The organism is Rhodococcus globerulus (genome assembly GCF_019334125.1).
GTDB lineage: Bacteria > Actinomycetota > Actinomycetes > Mycobacteriales > Mycobacteriaceae > Rhodococcus_F > Rhodococcus_F globerula.
Genome location: NZ_CP079698.1, coordinates 2054121 through 2075790 on the forward strand (window position 1 = coordinate 2054121; position 21670 = coordinate 2075790).

General features: G+C 62.7%; 1 protein-coding gene (running past one end of the window). It reads right to left on the reverse strand.

Annotated features, from left to right (window positions below; translation table 11 throughout):
* Nucleotides 1-24: 24 nt before the first annotated feature.
* A protein-coding gene (locus tag KYT97_RS09380) for a non-ribosomal peptide synthase/polyketide synthase (RefSeq protein WP_219112145.1) crosses the window boundary here: on the reverse strand, nt 25-21670 show its 3' portion. Its footprint extends 6959 nt past the window's final position; the window shows 21646 of its 28605 coding nt (coding positions 6960-28605); the start codon falls outside the window, past its right edge — the gene reads right to left on this strand; the stop codon is at nt 25-27.

A 21670-nucleotide genomic window follows, 5' to 3' on the forward strand; every position in this document is an offset into this window, starting at 1 on the left:
CGCCCACTGGGCAAATACTGCATATTACCCGTCGATACGGTCACCCTTTTCCGCGCTCGCCTGCGCATCCGCAATCAACGAGCTCACCAACGAGGCAATTCCGTCAGCACCGAGCACCGGGAGAATTCCCGGAACCAGGCCGGTCAGAGACACGGAGATCAAGGCATCCGCACCCAGCGCGGCACCCATCGTCGCTCTCATCAGCGCCAACTTCTCGGCCAGCTGTGTGAAGGTCACCACGGTGTCGCCGTGTGTGAAGGCAACCGCCGTCGGATCTGCTGCGGCGGCCGCTGCTGCGAGGTCCGGAAGATCGGCGGCAGTCTTCGGCTCGGCTGCCTCGATCAGCGCGCGTTCGAAGTCCGTCACGATGTCGATGGTCCTCAGAACCACCGTCGGATCTGCGGCAACGGCGTCGACGACGGCCCGCAACCTGGCTGCGAACAGTTCCATGGTCGCGGCGTCGTACAGATCGGTTGCGTAGGTGAACCGCATCCGGATATCGGACAGCGCACCGCGCTCGTCGAACTCCTCGATACCGGTGAGCTGCAGGTCGAACATCGCCGAGTCGAATCCGTCATCCACCGCCGACAGTTCGAGCCCTGGCAGCGCAAACGTGCCAAGTGCCATGTTCTGGAACGTGAGCATCACCTGGAACAGCGGTGAGTACGCCTGTGAGCGCTCACGCCCGACCTGCTCGACCAGACGCTCGAACGGCACGTCTGCATTTCCGAACGCCGCGAGGTCCTTCTCCTTCACCTGCTGCAGTAGGTCCACAAACGTGGTTGCCGGTTTCACCTGCGTGCGCAACACCAGCGTGTTGACGAACATACCGACCAGGTCGTCGAGGACTCGCTCGCCGCGGCCCGCCACCGGTGTACCGATCGCGATGTCGTTCGAGCCACTGAGCTTGGACAGCAGCACCGAGAACGCGGCGTGCACGACCATGAACACGGTCGAGTTCTGCTCGCGCGCGATTTCCGCGATTCGACGCGTGGAGTCCGCGCCGAGCGTGAACAGGAAGTCCGCACCCTTCATCGACTGCGTCGGCGGACGAGGACGGTCCGTCGGCAGTTCCAGAAGTTCGGGAACGCCGGCGAGTTCCTGCGTCCAGTAGGCAAGCTGCGTCGACAGCTCGCTATCCGGATCGTCCTCGGAACCCAGAACGTCGCGCTGCCACAACGTGTAGTCCGCGTACTGGACTTCGAGCGGAGCCCATTCGGGTGCCGCTCCCCCGGTACGCGCCGTGTACGCGATCATCGTGTCCCTGATCATCGGAGCCATCGAGAATGCGTCGCCGCTGATGTGGTGGACCACAACGATCAGGACATGCTCGGTGGGCGTGATCTGGAACAGGCGAACGCGCAGCGGAACACCGGCAGTGACGTCGAAGCCCTGACCGACGACCTTCGCGACCTCGGCCCCAATCGTGTCTTCGCCGACATACAGCACGGCCATGTCGACAACGGCTGCCGACTTGGACTGAATCGACTGCGTCGGGCCGTCCCCGAGATCGGGATAGAACGTCCGCAGGATCTCGTGGCGAGCAACAAGGTCGGAGACAGCCGACTGCAATGCTGCGACGTCGAGATCGCCGGACATCCGGATCGCGACCGGGATGTTGTACGCGGCAGACCTGCGGTCGATCTGGTTGAGAACCCACATCCGCTGCTGAGCGAGCGACAACGGAATCTGCGACGGCCGTTCCTGCGCCACCAACTGTGCCCGCGAACCGGAACCGGCATGTTCGAGCACCCGCGACGCCAGCAGTCCGACAGTCGACGCTTCGAAGATGATCCGCACCGGAATCTGGGCATCAAGTGCCTGACCCAACCTGGCCACGACCTGTGTGGCGATCAGCGAGTTTCCGCCGAGATCGAAGAAGTCGTCGTCCAACCCGACTCGTGGAACGCCCAGGACTTCGGCAAACACCGACGCCACGATCTCCTCGACCGGGTTGCTCGGGGCACGGAATTCCGTTGCCTCGAATTCGGGTTCCGGCAGCGCCTTTCGATCGATCTTGCCGTTGATGTTGAGCGGCAATTCGCTCAGCACCATCAACGCCGACGGCACCATGTAACTCGGCAACTCGCGGACGAGTTCCGCCTTCACGCTGTCGACGTCGACGGTGGCCCCGGCCTGCGGAACGAGGTACCCGACCAGTCGATCCCCCAGTCGCGGATCGGTTTTCGCGACGACAACCGCGGCGTCCACGGACTCAGCAGCTCTGATAACAGCTTCGATCTCACCGAGTTCGATGCGGTAGCCACGGATCTTCACCTGGAAGTCGGCACGATCGACGTACTCGAGTTCACCGCCACTGCGCCAGACAACGAGGTCGCCGGTGCGGTACAGACGTGAGCCCGGTTCTCCGAAGGTGTTGGCGACAAAGCGTTCCGACGTCAGGTCGGCGCGGCCGTGATAACCACGAGCCAACTGGGTTCCGGCCAGGTACAGCTCACCGGTGACTCCGACCGGGACGGGATGCAGTCGCTCGTCGAGCACGTAGACCTGCGTATTCCATTCCGGGGCACCGATCGAGACCGACGAGGTGTCGCTCTCGTCCACATCGTGCGCCGTCACTGACACCGCAGCCTCGGTCGGACCGTACAGATTGACCAGTGCCGCATCGGACACCTTGCGGAACTCTGCCGCCGTTGCCGCGGGCAAGGCCTCACCGATGGCAAGGACACGCTCGAGCGACTGCGAAAGAGTGCCGTCTGCCGCGGCCGTCAGCATCGAGAGCATGGACGGCACCGCGTGCAGCGTCGTCACCTTCTCCTGGGCAATGAGCGCCAGCATGTACTCGGCGTCCTTGTGGCCGTCCGGGTCGGCGATGACCAGGCGGGACCCGGATGTCAACGCGGACCAGAACTCCCAGACCGAGAGGTCGAATGTTGCTGCGGTCTTGAGCAACATTGCGTCGGTCTGGTCGAGACCGTAGCGATCACGTTTCCACAGAAGCTGATTGACGATAGCGGCGTGGGACAGCGCCACACCCTTCGGCTTGCCGGTCGATCCCGACGTGAAGATCACGTACGCGGTATTCGCCGAACGAAGCGGTGCGATCCGCTCGTCGCCGTGTACAGGCGCTCCGGAGACGCCCGACAGATCGAGGGTGTCGATGACCAGAACGTTGTCGATCCCCACGAGCGACGGCGCGTCGTTTTCGGTGCTGAGCACGCACACCGGCGCGGCCATCTCGAGGACGTACCCGGTGCGATCGGCCGGATGATCCGGATCGATCGGGACGTAACCGCCGCCTGCCTTGGCAACGGCGTACATGCCGATCACCAGGTCGATGGAGCGTCGCATTCCCAACGCCACCAACGACTCCGGACCGACTCCCATTCCGATCAGGTGACGGGCGAGCCGGTTGACCTTGTCGTCGAACTCCGCATACGTCAGCGATTCGAGTCCATGGACCAACGCGACGGAATCACCGTGCGCGGCAACCTGCTGATCGAACAGGTCGACCAGTGTCGCGTCGGAGTCGAGTACATGCTCCGTTGCATTCCATTCCTGCAGAACCTGATTCGACTCATGCGGATCGAGCACGTCGATGTCGCCGACCACGATCGACGGATCGGCAACAACCGCAGCCAGAACGGTGTTGAACCGATCAGCAAAGGACTGGACTGTCGACTCGTCGAAAAGGTCGTGCGCGTAGCTGAATACGGCCGAGATGCCCGAGGCAACACCACGCTCGTCGTAGTTGTCACCGACGATCAACTGCAGATCGAACTGGGCAACACCGTTGTCGATCTCCAGGCCCTTCACCGCGAGACCAGGCAGTTCCAGGCTTGCCTGTTCCATGTTCTGGAAGAGGAATCCCACCTGGTAGAGCGGGTGACGAGCAGTCGAACGCGCGGGGTTGAGAACCTCGACCAGTCGCTCGAACGGAACGTCGGCATGCGCGAATGCCTGCAGATCGTTCTCGCGTACGCGGGCAAGCAGTTCCGTGAAGCTGTCTGCGCCGTCGACGTGTGTCCGGAATACCAGGGTATTGACGAACATGCCGATCAGATCGTCGAGCGCACGCTCGCCGCGGCCCGCGATCGGGGTGCCCACGGCGATGTCGTCAGTACCGGACAAGCGCGCCAGCAGGACCGCAAACGCTGCGTGCGTGACCATGAACAAGGTGGTTCCGTGCTCACGGGCCAGCGCCGACAGACCCTGATGCACTGCTGCGTCGATCTCGAACTGAAGGTAGCCACCGCGGTACGACTGCGCGGCGGGACGCAGACGGTCCGTCGGCAGGTCCAGCTGGTCCGGCAGCCCGGCCAAAGCCTGGCTCCAGTAGGCGATCTGCTCGGACGACACGGATTCCGGGTCGTCCTCGCTGCCCAGCACCTCGCGCTGCCACAGGCTGTAATCGGCGTACTGCACGTCCATCGGAGCCCAACCCGGCGCCGTTCCCTGCGCCCGTGCCGCGTAGGCCATGACGAGGTCGCGGGCGAACGGAGTAGTCGAGGAGCCGTCCGCGGCGATGTGGTGCACCACGACGGCGAGAACGTACTCGTTCTCGGCTACCTGGAACAACCGAATCCGCAGCGGGATTTCGGCCGTCACGTCGAACCTCGTCGACGCCAATTCGACCAGCTTGCCGACAATCTCGGCTTCCGTGACGCTTTCGACGTCCAATTGCACCGGCGTATGTCCTACCGGTTCGATGACCTGGACCGGTCCCGAATCGGTTTCCGGATACACAGTGCGCAGGGTTTCGTGACGGGCAACGACGTCGCCGATAGCCGCACGCATCGCCCTCAGATCGAGTTCGCCGCTCAGTCGCAGAGCAAACGGCATGTTGTAGGCACCGGCGGAGCCGTCGAACCGGTTGAGGAACCACATACGTTGCTGCGCAAGAGAAAGCGGAATCTCTTCCGGACGATCCTGAGCTGTCAGCGCAAGGCGGCTTCCTTCGCCGACGTGCGATTCGAGACGTGCGGCGAGTTCCTGAACGGTGGACGCTTCGAACAGAAGGCGAACCGGTACGGCCGTCTCGAGTTCTTCGGCGATGCGCATGACAACCCGAGTCGCGATGAGGGAGTTGCCACCCAACTCGAAGAAATCATCATCCAACCCCACCCGATCAACACCCAACACACCCACAAACGCCGACGCCACCACCAACTCCACCGACGACACCGGAGCCCGAAACACCCGAGCCTCGAACACCGGCTCCGGCAACAACGCCCGATCCAACTTCCCCGACGAATTAAGTGGGAACGCATCCAACACCACCACAGCAGCCGGAACCATATAACCCGGAACCCGCTCCCCCACAAACCCCCGCAACACCGACACATCCACAACCGACCCCACCGCCGGCACCACATACCCCACCAACTGATCACCCATCACCGACCCACGCACCACCACCGCAGCCGACAACACCGACCCATGCGACACCAACGCCGCCTCGATCTCCCCCAACTCGATCCGCTGACCACGAAACTTCACCTGAAAATCAGTACGACCGATGTACTCCAGATCCCCCTCAGACGACCACCTCACAAGGTCACCCGTCCGATACATCCGCTCCCCACCCACACCGAACGGCGACGCCACAAACCGATCCGCACTCAAATCCGGACGACCCACATACCCCCGAGCCAACTGCACACCCGACAAATACAACTCACCCGCAACACCCACCGCAACCGGCCGCAAACGCGAATCCAACACAAACACCCGGCAATTCCACTCCGGCACACCAATCGACACCACCGACCCCGACCCAGCACCCGTCACATCCGCAAACGTAAACGACACCGCAGCCTCAGTCGGACCATACAAATTATGCAACCGCGCCGACGACACCAACCCGAACTCACGCACCGCCTCCACCGGCAACGCCTCACCAATGACCAACACATCACGCAACGAACCCAACAACCCCGGATCCACCAACGACGAAAACGTCGACAACATCGTCGGAACAAAATCCGTCACCGACACACCCTGCTCGTCAATCACCGACGCCAAATACCCCGGATCCCGATGACCATCAGCCGACGCCAACACCAACACCGCACCCACCCGCAACGGCATGAAAAAACCCCACAACGACACATCGAACGTCGTCGCCGTCTTCTGCAAATACACATCCGCAGCCGACAAAACATACTCGCCCTGCATGAACTCGAGCTGATTCACAATCGCCGCATGCGACACCGCCACACCCTTCGGCCGACCCGTCGACCCCGACGTGAAAATCACATACGCCGTATTCGACGCCCGCAACGGCGAAAGACGATCCACATCAGAAACCCGCGCACCCGAAAAACCAGACACATCAACAACATCGACACACACAACCCGACGACCCGACGCCGTGAAACCATCACGCTCCGTCGACACCACACACACCGGATCAGCCGAATCCAACACATACTCATTACGCGAGGACGGAGCATCAGGATCCAACGGCACCCACGCCCCACCCGCACGCACAATCGCATACAACCCAACCAACAAATCCACAGACCGCCGAACAGCCAACCCCACCAACGACTCCGGCCCAACACCCAAACCGATCAAATAACGCGCAAACCTATTAACCCTCTCATCGAACTCCCCATACGAGAGCACCACATCCCCACACACCACCGCACGCGAACCCGAAGAAACCCCCACCACAGAATCAAAACCATCCAACAACAACCCACCCACAACCGGACGCGCGGTGTCGTTCCAGGTTTCGAGCACCAAAGCACGCTCAGGCGCGGTCATGATCTCGATGTCACCGACTGCAGTAGACGGAGTTTCACCGATTTCTGTCAGCAGAGTCTCGAGGCGACCCAGCAGGGCCTGCGCGTACGACTCGTCGAAGAAGTCGGGTAGGTAACGAAGGGTCAAGTGCAGTTGGTCGTCGAGACCGATCAGCAGGGTGAGCGGGTAGTTCGTGGAATCGTCGGAGGCGACGTCGTCGATCACCATGCCGTCCAAGAACTCTGCTTGCGCTGCAAGACCGTCACGGTCGACCGGGTAGGACTCGAAGATCACCAGAGTGTCGAAGAGTCCGCCGACGCCCGCGGCGCTCTGCACGTCGGTCAGGCCGAGGTAATGGTGATCGAGCAATCGCGCCTGTTCGATCTGAACCCGGGAGAGCAATGCCTCGACGGACTCGGCCAGATCCAGTTGGACACGCACGGGCAGCGTGTTGATGAACAGACCCACCATCTTCTCGACGCTGTCGAGTTGTGGCGGACGGCCGGAGACCGTGGCACCGAAGACGATGTCCTGGCGACCGGTCATGCGTCCCAGCAGAATTGCCCAGGCAGCCTGGACGATCGTGTTGGCGGTAACGCCGGTCCTCGATGCCAAACCGGTCAGTGTCGCGGTCACCGATTCGCTGAGCGAGATCTGCAACTTCTGCGACAGCGCACTGAATTCCTGACCAACGACGGTGGGAGCCAACAACGTCGGCTCTTCGACGCCGCCCAGCGCTTTCGCCCAGGCATCCATGGACACACTGCGATCCTGCTGGACCAGCCACGCGAGGTAGTTCCGGTAGCTCAGTGCCCGCGTCTGAGCGGGAATGTTCCCACGCATCGCGTAGTGGCCGAGGAGCGTCTGGAGCAGCAGCGGCATGGACCAGCCGTCGAGGATGATGTGGTGGTTTGCCACAACAAGGCGGTATTCGCTCGCCGCGATCTTGATCAGCGTGAACTTGATCAACGGCGGGTTCGACATGTCGAAGTGCGTGGCCTGGTCCTCGGCAAGAATCCGATCCAACTCGCGGCGTCGTTCTTCGCTGTCAGCGATTGTGGTGAGATCCAGTTCGCGCCACGGCACGTCGATGTCACCGAGAACTACCTGGACCGGCGTCCCCGTTCCGTCGACCACAAATGCGGTGCGCAGGTTCGGGTGACGATCGATGATGGCCTGAGCTGCGGCGTGGAGGCGATCCGCGTCGACGCGGCCGGACAGCGAGAGAACCATCTGCACGGAGTACAGGTCGACGGTCGACTCGGCCATGACAGCGTGGAACAGCAGACCCGACTGCAGCGGAGCCAGCGGCCAGACGTCCTGCACCGCCGGGAAACGCTGCTCGAACCCGTCGAGATCCTGCTGGGTCAGCGTTACCAGCGGCACGTCCGACGGCGTGAGTCCGCCTGCGCCGACGGCCTGTGCGTGCTGCGCCAGCGCTGTGAGTGCTCCGACCCACAGGTCGGCCAGGGCTTGCACCTCGGTGGCGCTCAGCAATCCGTTCGGGAAGGCAAACGATGCTTCGAGCACCGCGCCGTCAGGGCCGTCGTTGACGATGGCATTGATGTCGACAACCTTGTTGGCCGGCATGTCCGGGTCTTCCGGTGCAGCGACATCGGAGAAGTCGCGTGCCGGAATCCATCCGAGGCCTTGCGCTGCAGCCGGAATATCCTCCGCCACAATGCGACCCAGGTAGTTGAAGCTGACCTGCCCGCTGCTCAGCTTCGACAGCTCGGTGCGGGTGTCGTCGTTGACGTACCGCAGCAGTCCGTAGCCGACACCCTTGTCGGGAGCGGCGAGCAACTGCTCCTTGACTGCCTTGATCGCCGCTCCCGCAGCAACTCCGGCGTCGAAGGCGTCGTCGATGTCGATACCGGCAAGGTCGAGGGCGACGGGGAATGCCGCCGTGAACCAGCCGACGGTGCGCGAAAGATCGGCACCCGGGACGACGCCCTCTTCGCGGCCGTGGCCCTCGAGCTGGAGCAGTGCCGCTTCGGTGTCGATGCCCCGGTCACGCCGCCAGCGCACCAGTGCCAAAGCAAGTCCGGCCAGCAAACCGTCGTTGGCTCCGCCGCGGAACATCTCGGGCAGCGTTGTCAGCAGGGTCTCGGTGACGTCTGTGGGCACCTCGACGCGCACACGCTCGACTGTTGCCGCAACGTCGACGGAGGGGTCGAACGCACGCGAACCGAGAATGGGGTCCGGAGTCGACAGCGTCTTACGCCAACGTGGCAGTTCTGCCAGTCGCTTGTCGGATCGCGATTCCGCAGCCAGCGAGTGCGCCCAGGTACGCATGGACGTGCCCGTCGGTTCGAGCACGGGCACACTTCCGCCACTGCGCTGGGCCCACGCGGAAATCAAGTCCGGCACGATGATTCGCCAGGAGACGCCGTCGACGATCAGGTGATGCGCAGCCACGATCAATCGGCCGGTGCGTGTATCGCCGAAGTCGATCCACACGAACTGAGCCATGACACCGGCGACCGGATCCAACCGGCCGAGAGCGTCGTCGAGAGCGCCCGACGCGATGGCCGTCAGCTCTGTATCCGCAATCGCGGGGTCCACCTGCACCCGGCGCACCAAACCATCCACGTCGACGGTTCCGGGCGCGGACACAGCCATGCCCGGACCACGCTGATCATCGACCAGACGCGAACGGAACATGTCGTGGTGATCGATGACCGCAGTCAACGTTTCGACAACACCGGTCCGGTCGATTCCCAGCGGCAATTCCAACGTCAACAGCTGGTTGAACCGCTGGTAGCTGCCGGGCCGTTCGAACATGAAGCGCTTGATCGGAGTGAGCGGCATCCAACCGATGCCGCCGCCTTCGATCTCGGCGAGAACAGTGATCGCGTCGGCATCGGAGCCGAAGACGGCGACCTCGGCCAACTCTGCCACAGTCTTGTTCTCGAACACGTCCTTGGGCGTGAAGAGAACACCTCGGGCCTTGGCGCGGGACACCAACTGGATCGACATGATCGAGTCTCCGCCCTGAGCGAAGAACGAATCGTCGGTACCGATCTGATCGAGGCCGAGAACGTCGGCAAAGACCTCGCTGAGGATGCGTTCCATCTCGGTGGTGGGAGCGCGGAACTCCTTGACCTCGAATACCGGCTCCGGCAGAGCCTTTCGGTCCAGCTTGCCGGCCGGGGTCAGCGGCATGTCGGTCAGAACCATGATCGACGCAGGCACCATGTGCGCCGGCAGAGTGCGTGAGACGAACTCACTCAGATCCGCCGAGCTGACAGCAGAATCCTTGCCGACAAACACGTACGACACCAGTGCCGGAGCACCGGACGCCAGCGTGGTGCCCATCGTCGCAGCGAACTCGACGTCCGAATGTGCCGTCAGTGCCGCGTCGATCTCACCGAGCTCGATACGGAAGCCACGGATCTTCACCTGGAAGTCGTTGCGGCCCACATACTCAACCTGATATTGGTCAGTCCAACGCACAACGTCACCGGTGCGGTACATGCGCTCACCAGGCAGGCCGTGCGGGTTGGCAACAAACCGATCCGCACTCAATCCCGGCCGGCGATGATAGCCGCGGGTGACCTGAGGGCCCGACAGGTACAGCTCACCGGCAACACCAACCGGAACGGGCTGCAGACGCGTGTCGAGAACAAACGCGGCCATGTCGCCGATGGTTTCACCGATGGTCATCCGGTCGCCCGGCATCAGCGGCACACTGACATTGGTGACGATAGTGGTCTCGGTGGGGCCGTAGACATTGAGGAATGTGCGTCGACGGTTCGGCTGATCCGCCCACTTGGCCATCAACTCCGGCGAGTACGCCTCGCCGCCGACACCAACCACCTCGAGATCGTTCAGGCCCGACGGATCCATGGAAGCCAACGCCGCGGGCGTGATGAAGGCGTGTGTGACGCGTTCGGACTTGAACAGCGCAGTCAATTCGTCGCCGCCGAAGATCGACGTCGGGACGATCACCATGGCAGCGCCTGTCGCGACAGCCAGGAACAGTTCGAGCATCGACGCGTCGAAACTCGGCGACGCGAAGTGCAGCGTGCGGGAGTTCGGCGTCACCAGGTAGTGCTGTGCCTGCGTTGCACTGAAGCTCGCGAGGCCTGCTCCCGTAGCAACAACACCCTTGGGCAAGCCTGTTGTGCCCGACGTGTAGATCACCCAGGCCGGATGCGCCGGAAGGACGGGGCGCACACGTTCGCCTTCGCGAATCGGTGAACTATCCTGCGCTGCCATCAGTTCCGCGCAAGCAGCACTGTCGATCGCGAGCCACTCGACGGTGTCGGTAAGCCCTGCGAGTTCAGCTTCGAGAGTCAGACCGACCGAGACGCCCGAGTCGGAAACCATATGCGCGATGCGGTCGGCCGGGTAGTGCGGATCGATGGGAACAACCGCGGCACCTGTCTTGGATACCGCCCACACCAGCAGGACCGATTCGATGGAACGCGGAATCGACACTGCGACCAGGTCTTCGGCGCCCAGACCGCGAGCGATCAGGACGCGGGCGAGGCGCGACGACCACTCGTCGACCTCGGAGTAGGTCATCGACCGATCCTGATAGCGAAGAGCCTCGTTGGACGGGTATCGCAACGCGGTCTCGGCCAGGATGTCGGCCAACGGCTTGGGTTCGATGCCCGAGGACGCTCGGCGACTGGTCAATTCGATGCGCTCAGGCGCTTCGAGGATGTTGATGTCGCCGACAGCCTGCGTCGCATCCACGGCGACGGCTTCGAGAATTCGAGTCAACCTCTCGGCGAAGGAGACAACTGTCCCCTCGTCGAAGAGATCCGTCGCATACGTGAAGGTCGCAGTCATTCCGTGACCATCGGCAGCTTCCACCAGGGTCAACTGAAGGTCGAACTTCGCTACGGTTTCCGCGATATCGAATTCGGTGATATCGAGTCCTGGCAGCGTCAGGTGATTCTGCCCCAGGTTCTGGAATGCCAAGGCAACCTGGAACAACGGGTTGTGCGCTTGCGAACGCACCGGATCGAGAACCTCGACCAGTCGCTCGAACGGCACGTCTGCGTGAGCGAAAGCCGCGAGATCACTCTCACGCGCCGACGTAAGCAGATCGAGGAAACGCATCCCCGGATCGACCTCGGTGCGCAGCACGAGCGTGTTGACGAACATGCCGATCAGTTCGTCGAGTTCGGCTTCGCCGCGACCGGCCACCGGGGTACCGACTGCGATGTCGGTGGTGCCGGACAACCGGGCAAGAAGTGTTGCCAACGCCGAGTGCATCACCATGAACAGCGATGCCTGGTGCTCGCGACCCACAGCGGCCAGTCCGCGGTGAACATCCGCGGAAATCGGGAAGCTGTAGGTGGCTCCCCGGCCGGTGAACACGGCTGGACGCGCGCGGTCACTGGGCAAGGTGATCTGGTCTGGAACTCCGTCGAGAGCCTTAGCCCAGTAGCCGATCTGCTCTGCGAGTACGGATTCCGCGTCACTCTCGGAACCGAGAACACCACGCTGCCACAACGCGTAGTCGGCATACTGCACCGGCAACGGCGCCCACGTCGGGGTCTGACCCTGTGAGCGGGCGTAGTACGCGGTCATCACGTCGCGGATCAACGGGCCCATCGAGAAACCGTCGGTGGAGATGTGGTGAATCACTATCGCCAGTACAAACGAGTCCTCGGCAAGCTGGAAGAGCTTGGCCCGCAATGGAACCTCAGCCGTGACGTCAAAACCTGATGAGACGAACTCCGTCACCGCCGCGACGATGTCGGATGCTTCGAGTTGAACGGGAGCCAGATTCACCGGAACTGCCGCCGCGGGCAGGATCCGTTGGTAGCCGATTCCGTCGACCTCGGGGTAGACCGTGCGCAGGACCTCGTGACGCTTCACTACGTCCATGACAGCGTCGTACAACGCCGCCTCATCCAACTCGCCGGTAAGCGTGATCGCCATCGGAATGTTGTTGGCTGCCGACTCGCGGTCCAATTGATTCAAGAACCACATGCGCTGCTGCGCAAACGACAGCGGTACCTGCGCCGGACGATCCTGCGCAGTCAGCGCCGCACGCGAACCACCACCGACATGAGAACCGAGGCGAGCGGCCAAACCCTCCACCGTCGACGCCTCGAACAACTCCCGCACCGACACCGCAGCATCCAGCGCCTGACCCAACCGCGACGTCACCTGCGTCGCGATCAGCGAATTACCGCCGAGCGCAAAGAAATCGTCATCCAAACCGACACGCGCAATGCCCAGAACGTCCGCAAACGTCTGCGCCACAACCTCTTCCACCACCGACGTCGGAGCCCGGAACACCGCAACCTGCAACGACGGAGCCGGCAACGCCCGACGATCCAACTTCCCGTTCACCGTCAACGGAATCGCATCCAACACCACAAACGCCGACGGCACCATGTACTCCGGCAACAACGAACCCACCGACACCCGAAGATCGTCGACCGAAACGCTCACACCCGCAGCCGGAACCACATACGCCACCAACCGCTGATCACCCGGAGAATCCTCACGAACAACCACCGCCGTCTGCGCCACCGACACAGCCGCCAACACCGCAGACTCGATCTCACCGATCTCGATCCGGAAACCACGGATCTTCACCTGATCATCAGCGCGACCCAGATACTCCAGATCACCAGCGCTGTTCCACGAAGCCACGTCACCCGTGCGGTACAACACCTCACCAGCAGCAAAAGGACTCGCCACAAACCGAGTCGACGTCAACCCCTGCTGACCCAGATAACCGCGAGCCAACTGCACACCCGAGACATACATCTCACCCGCAACACCGACGGGCACCGGAGCCAAACGCGTATCCAGCACAAACACCTGCAGACCCGAAATAGCCTGACCCACCACACTCGCCGACGCATCCGCCGCCATCGCAGCGTCCAGCACGCGATGGCTCACATGCACCGTCGTCTCCGTGATGCCGTACATGTTCACCAACGTCGGCGCGCTGTCACCGCGGCGGCCGTACCAGTCCGACAAGCGTCGAAGCTCGAGCGCCTCGCCACCGAAAACAACCCACCGCAACGACAACTCGGCGGCCTGTCCGGATTCCGACGCCAACCGGTCAGCCTCGGCCAACTGATAGAACGCCGACGGCGTCTGATTGAGCACCGTCACCCGCTCAGCAGCAAGCAACTCCAGGAACTGCTCCGGCGACCGCGACGTCACATAATCCACAACCACCAACGTGCCGCCGTAGAGCAGTGGACCCCACAACTCCCACACCGAGAAGTCGAACGCATAACTGTGGAACATCGTCCACACATCCGACTCGTCGAACCCGTACACACTCTCGGTATTCGCAAACAACTTCGCCACCGTGATGTGCGGAACCTGCACACCCTTCGGGCGACCCGTCGAACCCGACGTGTAAATCACATACGCAACATTCGAGGTACGCAACGGCGACACACGATCAGCATCCGCCACCACCGAACCATCGAACTCGGTCAGATCCACCGCGTCGATATCGACCACCGGCAGACCAGCAGGCAACACCAACTCACGCCCGGACCACGAAATCGCGCACACCGGAGCAGCATCGGCGAGCATGAACTCGATACGGTCACTCGGATACGACGGATCCACCGGCAGATACCCCGCACCGGACTGCACTACCGCCAACAACGCCACCACAAGATCAGCCGACCGCGGCACCGCCACCGCCACCAACGTCTCCGGACCACAGCCCAACGCAATCAACCTGCGCGCCAACCGATTCGACCGAACCGACAGCTCCGCATACGTCAACGACTCATCACCGAACCGCACCGCGATCCGATCACCGAACTCCGCAGCAGCACGATCGAACCACGCCGGCAACGTCGACTCCACACCGCTGTCGATACCCGTGTCACTCCACGCCAGAACACGATCCAACTCACCTGAAGTCAGAACATCCACGTCGCCCACGGCGGCAGTCGGGTCCGCGACAACGCCACGGAGGACGGACACGAATCGATCAGCGAACTCGGCCGCTGTCGACGCGTCGAACAGGTCCGTCGCGTAAGTCAGGGTGCCGGACATACCGGCGTCAGCAGCGTCTTCAAGAGTGAACTGCAGATCGAACTTGGCCAGTGCTGCGTCGAATTCCACAGCAGCGGCGGTGAGTCCGGGCAGTTCGAGAGCACTCTGGCCAAGGTTCTGGAAGGTCAATGCCACCTGGAACAGCGGGTGGTGTGCCTGCGAGCGCACCGGATCGAGTGCTTCGACGATCCGCTCGAACGGAACGTCAGCGTGGGCAAACGCCTGCAGATCCACTTCACGCGCAGAAGCCAAGAGATCCGTGAACGACATCGACGGATCAACCTCGGTGCGCAGCACCAAAGTGTTGACGAACATGCCGATCAGATCGTCGAGCTGCGCTTCACCGCGACCGGCGACAGGAGCGCCGATTGCGATGTCGGTTGTCGCGGACAAGCGTGCCAACAGCACGGCAAGCGCAGAGTGGACGACCATGAACGGGGTTGCGCCCGCCGTCTGACCTGTTGCTTCCACATCGGCCCACAACTGCGGGTCGATCACAAAGGTGTGGTTCGCTCCTTGTCCCGTTGCGATCTCGGGGCGGGTGCGATCACTCGGCAGGTCCAATTGCTCGGGCAGATCAGCCAGGGCGTCGGACCAATAGTTGATCTGCTGCGCGATGACGGACGTCGGCTCGCCTTCGGAGCCGAGGACCTCGCGCTGCCACAACGCGTAGTCGGCGTACTGCACCGGCAGCGGAGCCCACGTCGGGGTCTGTCCCTGTGAGCGCGCGTAGTACGCGGTCATCACATCGCGGGTCAACGGGCCCATCGAGAAACCGTCGGTGGAGATGTGATGCACCACGAAGGACAACACGAATTCGTTGTCGGCGAGCTGGAAGAGCCTGGCCCGCAACGGAACCTCGACAGTGACGTCGAATCCCTCGACGAAGAATGCATAGAGCTCCGCTTGAAGCTCGCCCTCGGCAATGCGTACGGTCTCGAATTCGATCGAGGCATCCTCCGGCGAGAGGATCTCCTGGTAGCCGACACCGTCGGTTTCCGGATACAGCGTACGCAGAACCTCATGACGCGCAATGACATCGGCGATCGCCGAGTGAAGCGCACCTGAATCCAGGTTGCCGGTGAGACGCACCGCAACGGGAATGTTGTTGACGGCTGACGCGGTATCGAAGCGGTTGAGGAACCACATACGCTGCTGCGCCAGCGACAACGGCACCTGCGCCGGACGCACCTGCGCGGTCAATGCTCGTGTGCCGTCGCCACCGACGTGTGTTTCGATGCGCGCGGCAAGTTCTTCCACTGTCGACGCGTCGAACAGCACCCGGACGGGAATCTTGGTTTCGAGCGCCTGCCCCAGACGAGACATCACCCGTGTCGCGATCAGCGAGTTACCGCCGAGCGCAAAGAAATCGTCATCCAGGCCGACCTGTTCGATTCCTAGAACATCGGAGAATACCTGCGCCACAGCCTGTTCCACAGAACTGACCGGAGCCCGGAACACTGCTGCCTCGAACGCGGGCACCGGCAATGCTCGCCGATCCACCTTGCCGTTGGCATTGAGCGGCAGGGCGCCCAGCACCATGAAGACTGCCGGAACCATGTAGCCGGGCAAAGAGTCGGCGAGGCGCCGGCGCAGTTCCGTCTCATCGATCACGGCACCGCTGGCCGGCTCCACATACGCGACCAGCGTGTCCTCGATGACCGCGACCGCAGCCAGGGACACAACGTCTTGTGCCGCGAGCAGTGTTTCGATCTCACCGAGTTCGATTCTCTGGCCACGCAATTTCACCTGGAAGTCGGAACGTCCGACAAATTCGAGTGAACCCGAGCGCGTCCAGCGGACGAGGTCACCGGTCCGGTACAGGCGCTCGCCGGCTTCCGAGAACGGATGCGCAACAAAGCGCTCCGCAGTGCGAACGACGTCACCGAAGTATCCCCGGGCCAACTGAGAGCCGGATACGTACAACTCACCGGTAACACCGAGTGGTACTTGAAGCATTCTGGAGTCGAGCACCCACAATCCGGTGTTCCACGCCGGGCCACCGAGGGGCACAACATCGCCGTCGAGATCCGAACTGCGATGGCTCGTGACCTGGATCGTCGTTTCGGTCGGTCCGTACAGGTTGTGGACATCACTACCGGTCAGCGCGCGGAAGCGGGCCGCGAGAGCGCTGTTCAACTGCTCGCCGCCCGCAAACGTCGCACGCAAGGAAGTGGGCGCCGCAGTCTCGAACTCGTCGGCCATTGCTGCAAGCACCGATGGCACGAACTGAGCCACCGTCACCGATTCACCTGCAATGATACTGCTCAGGTATGCGGGATCACGGTGACCGCCGGCCTCCGCAATCACCATTCGAGCACCGACCATCAAGGGCCAGAACAGCTCCCACACCGAAGCGTCGAAGGTTGCGGGTGTCTTGTACAGCACCACGTCTGAAGGAGTAAGGCCGTAAGTGGCCTGCATCCACGACAACTGGTTGACAACGGCCGCGTGTGTGACTCCGACGCCCTTCGGACGTCCCGTCGATCCGGACGTGAACAGCACGTATGCCATGTTGTCCGGGCGCAGCGGGGCACGGCGCTCGTCGTCACGGATCTGCGCCGGCGAGTAACTCTGCAGGTCAAGGGTGTCGATACCAAGTACCGGCCACCCTGCGGGGACGTCACCGCGTTCGGAATCCGTGGTCAGCACGCAGACCGGCGCTGCCGACTCCACGATGTACTGATTGCGTTCGGCCGGCTGCTCGGGATCAACGGGAACATAGGCCGCACCGGCACGGAGTACCGCGTACACGCCGATCACCTGATGGATCGAGCGGCGCATCACGAGCGCGACTCGCGAATCGGGGCCGACGCCGACATCAATCAGTTGACGCGCCAAACGGTTTACGCGCGCAACGAATTCGGCGTAGGTGAGAGTGAGATCGCCGCTGACTACTGCGACGTCTGTCGATGAAGCGGCCACTCCTCGGTCGAGTACATCGACCAAGGTCTTGTAGTCCGCCGGCACTGTCATCCCGGCCGATACACCTGACAGCACGCTGCGTTCCACGTCGTCGACAATGTCGACATCGCTCGGCACGACGCTCGGGTCGGCAACGAGTGCCTGTGCCAACGCAATGAACTGCGTCGCCATAGCGGCCATCGTGGCTTCATCGAACAGGTCAGTCGCGTAGACCATCTGCACCTGCAGCCCGGCATCGCCATTCGTGGCGCCGACCCGTTCGGTGACCGTAATCGACAGGTCGAATTTTGCGCTCTCCGACTCCGGTTCGAAGGTCGTGACCTCGAGCCCGCCCAGCGTGAAGTCGACACGATCCAGGTTCTGGAAAGCCAACATCACCTGGAACAACGGATTACGCGACCTCGACCGCTCCGGATCGAGCACCTCGACCAACCGCTCGAACGGCACATCCGCATGCGCGAATGCGGCCAGATCGGTGCCGCGTACCTGGGTCAGGAAGTCCTCGAATGTAACGCCGGAACCGACCTCGGTGCGAAGCACGAGGGTGTTGACGAACATACCGACAACATCGTCGAGCGCGGCGTCTCCGCGACCGGCGACCGGAGTACCGATCGTGACGTCGTCCGTAGCGGCCAATCGAGCGAAGAGCGACGCGAATACCGCGTGCACGACCATGAACAACGATGCGCCGTTTGCACGGCCCAGCTCGGACATTCCGCGATGAGTCGCCGCGTCGATATCGAAGGTATACGCATGTCCTCGACCCGAGGCCTGCGCCGGTCGTGGACGATCCGTGGGTAGTTCGAGCTGTACCGGAGCATCGGCGAGCGTAGCGGTCCAGAATTCGATCTGGCGTGCCATCGTGGACTGCGGATCGTCTTCGGAACCGAGTACGTCGCGCTGCCACAGCGTGTAGTCCGCGTACTGGACCGGCAGCGGTGTCCACGAGGGAGCGCCGCCGCGAGTGCGTGCCTCGTAAGCGACCATGACGTCACGGGTGAGAGGTCCCATGGAGAAGCCGTCGGTGGAGATGTGGTGGACGACGAACAGAAGTACGTAATCAGCCTCGTCGACGCGATACAGCGCTGCCCGCAACGGAATATCTGCTGTCACATCGAAACCCGCCATCGCGGACGTCGTCACGGCAGTAGGCAATTCGGCAGCCGTCAACGGCTGGGGTACCAAGTCGAGTGCAACGTCGGCAATCGGCAGGATCTCCTGATATCCGACGCCGTCGATGTCCGGGTAGACGGTCCGCAGTACCTCGTGCCGATCGATCACATCGAGCACAGCGGCGCTCAGCGCCACCACGTCCAGATCGCCGGCGATACGAATCGCGACGGGAATGTTGTTGACCGCGGATTCCGGTTCGAGACGGTTCAGGAACCACATGCGTTGCTGCGCAAGCGACAACGGGATCCGCTCCGGCCGGGTCTGCGGAACGAGCGGCGCAACCGCGCCGGAGCCTGCATGGACTTCGAGCCGAGCAGAAAGGGCTTGTACGGTCGACGCCTCGAACAGCGCCCGCACCGGTACCGTGGTGTCGAGGGCCTCGCCCAGCCTTGCGGCAACCCGAGTTGCAATCAGAGAGTTGCCGCCGAGGTTGAAGAAGTCGTCGTCACGGCCGACCGGCGAAACACCCAATACCTCGGAGAACACCTGGGCCACGATCGATTCAGCTGCGGTGACCGGCGCGACATACGCCTTGGCCGCGAAGGCCGGCGCCGGGAGCGCCTTGGTGTCGGTCTTGCCTGCCGTGGTCAACGGAATGGAATCGAGCACCAGGACTGTGTCGGGAACCATGTACCCGGTGAGGAATTTCGAGACGGAATCGATCACTGCGGCAGGTTCAATGGCAGCCCCGGCATCGGGAACCACGTAACCGACAAGTCGATCACCGAATTCTTCGTCGGTGTGGACTACTGCAACAGCCTGTGCAACTCCCTCGCAACGAGACAGTGCTGCTTCGATCTCGCCCAGCTCGATGCGGAATCCACGAATCTTCACCTGGAAGTCGCTGCGGCCCACGTACTCCACTGTGCGGCCGTCGATCCAGCGGACGACGTCGCCGGTGCGGTACAGCCGATCACCGGCGTCGCCGAACGGGTCGGCAACAAATCGACTTGCCGTCAGAGCGGGCTGACCCAGGTATCCCCTGGCGACCTGGATGCCCGACACGTAGAGCTCTCCTGCAACACCGACCGGGACCGGCTGCATCCGGTCGTCGAGGATGCGAGCGGACATTCCGCGAACCGGTCCACCGATGTTCATCCGGTCGAATGCGGTCAGCGTGTCACTGATATTGCTGGCAACTGTGGATTCGGTGGGACCGTATGCGTTGAAGAAGCCGCGTACGGAGCCGTCCGGCAGCGGTACGGCCCACTTGGCGACCAGAGCGCGCGGGCTTGCCTCGCCACCGACGACAACAACGCGAAGGGCGTCGAGGCCGGCCGGGTCCACCGACGCCAAAGCGGCGGGCGTGATGAAGGCGTGCGTCACAGCCTCGGAGTTCAGGATTTCTGCCAGTTCGGCGCCGCCGTAGACGGTGGTCGGCGCGATCACCATGGTCGATGCGGCGCCAAATGCCATGAGCAGTTCCAACACCGACGCGTCGAAGCTCGGAGACGCGAAGTGCAAGGTCCGTGCGTCTGCGGTCAACTCGTAACGTTCGACCTGTACGGCACAGAAATTCGCCACTCCGGCGTTGTCGACGACAACGCCCTTGGGCAGCCCGGTGGTACCGGAGGTGTAGATGACGTATGCCGCGTTTTCCGCGCGGACGACGCCCCGCAGCTCCTCGGCGCGAATCGGTGCGCCGGACTCCGCGGCCATGACAGCGTCTTCGAGCGTGATCCAGTTGGATCCGGCGGGAAGCGCTGACACGAACTCTTCCGTCGTGAGACCGACTGTGGCACCGGAATCCGAGACCATGTGCGTGATGCGATCAACCGGGTAGGTGGGGTCTACCGGCACAAAGGCGGCGCCGGTCTTGGCTACCGCCCACAGCGCGAGCACGGAATCTGCCGATCGCGGAATGGCAATGGCCACTCGATCTTCGGCGCCGACACCGCGGCCGATCAAGACACGAGCCACCTGGGACGAGCGCTCGTCGAGCTCACGGTAGGTGATCGTTTCACCGGCGTAACTGATAGCTTGCGCGTCCGGGTTCACGGCTGCGGCATCGGTGAGAATTCCGGCCAGTGTTCCCGAAATACCCTGTGCGCCGCGCACATCGGTCAGCTCGAGCCGCTCAGAAGACTCGAGAATATTGATGTCGCCCACAGCGACTGCGGGGGCAGCGACCACGGATTCCAGAATGCGCACCAGTCGGCGAGCAAAGCCCTCGACGGTGCCGCTGTCGAACAAATCAGCAGCGTAGGTGAACTCCGCGGCTATTCCCTGAAGTTCGCCGTGCACTCCGATGGACTCGGATACCGACAGTTCGAGATCGAACTTCGCTGTTGTCGTGTCGATCTCGGCAGCCTTGACTGCCAGGCCGGGAAGTTCCAGCTCGGTCTGCGCCAGATTCTGCAACGAGAGAACAACCTGGAAGAGCGGATGCCTGGCCTGGGACCTGGCGGGAGCCAGGACGTCGACCAACCGCTCGAACGGGACGTCCGCATGGGCAAATGCGCTGAGCGCGGCATCGCTCGACGCCGCAAGCAGTTCCGTGAACGGAGCCGACGTGTCGACCTCGGTGCGCAGGACCAGAGTGTTGACGAACATGCCGACCAGATCGTCGAGCGCTGCCTCGCCGCGGCCGGCGACCGGAGTACCCACCGAGATGTCCGATGTCCCACTCAGGCGGGCGAGCAGCAGCGCAAGTGCGGCATGCAGCGCCATGAACAGCGTTGCATTGTGCTCCCGTGCAAGTGAATCGAGGCGAACATGCAACTCGGGCGCGATGTCGAAGGCGAATCGTTCGCCGCGCATCGACGCCACATCGGGTCGAGCCCGGTCGGCGGGCAGTTCGATCCGGTCAGGCAGACCCGCGAGCGTCTCGCTCCAGAACGAGATCTGCTGGGACATC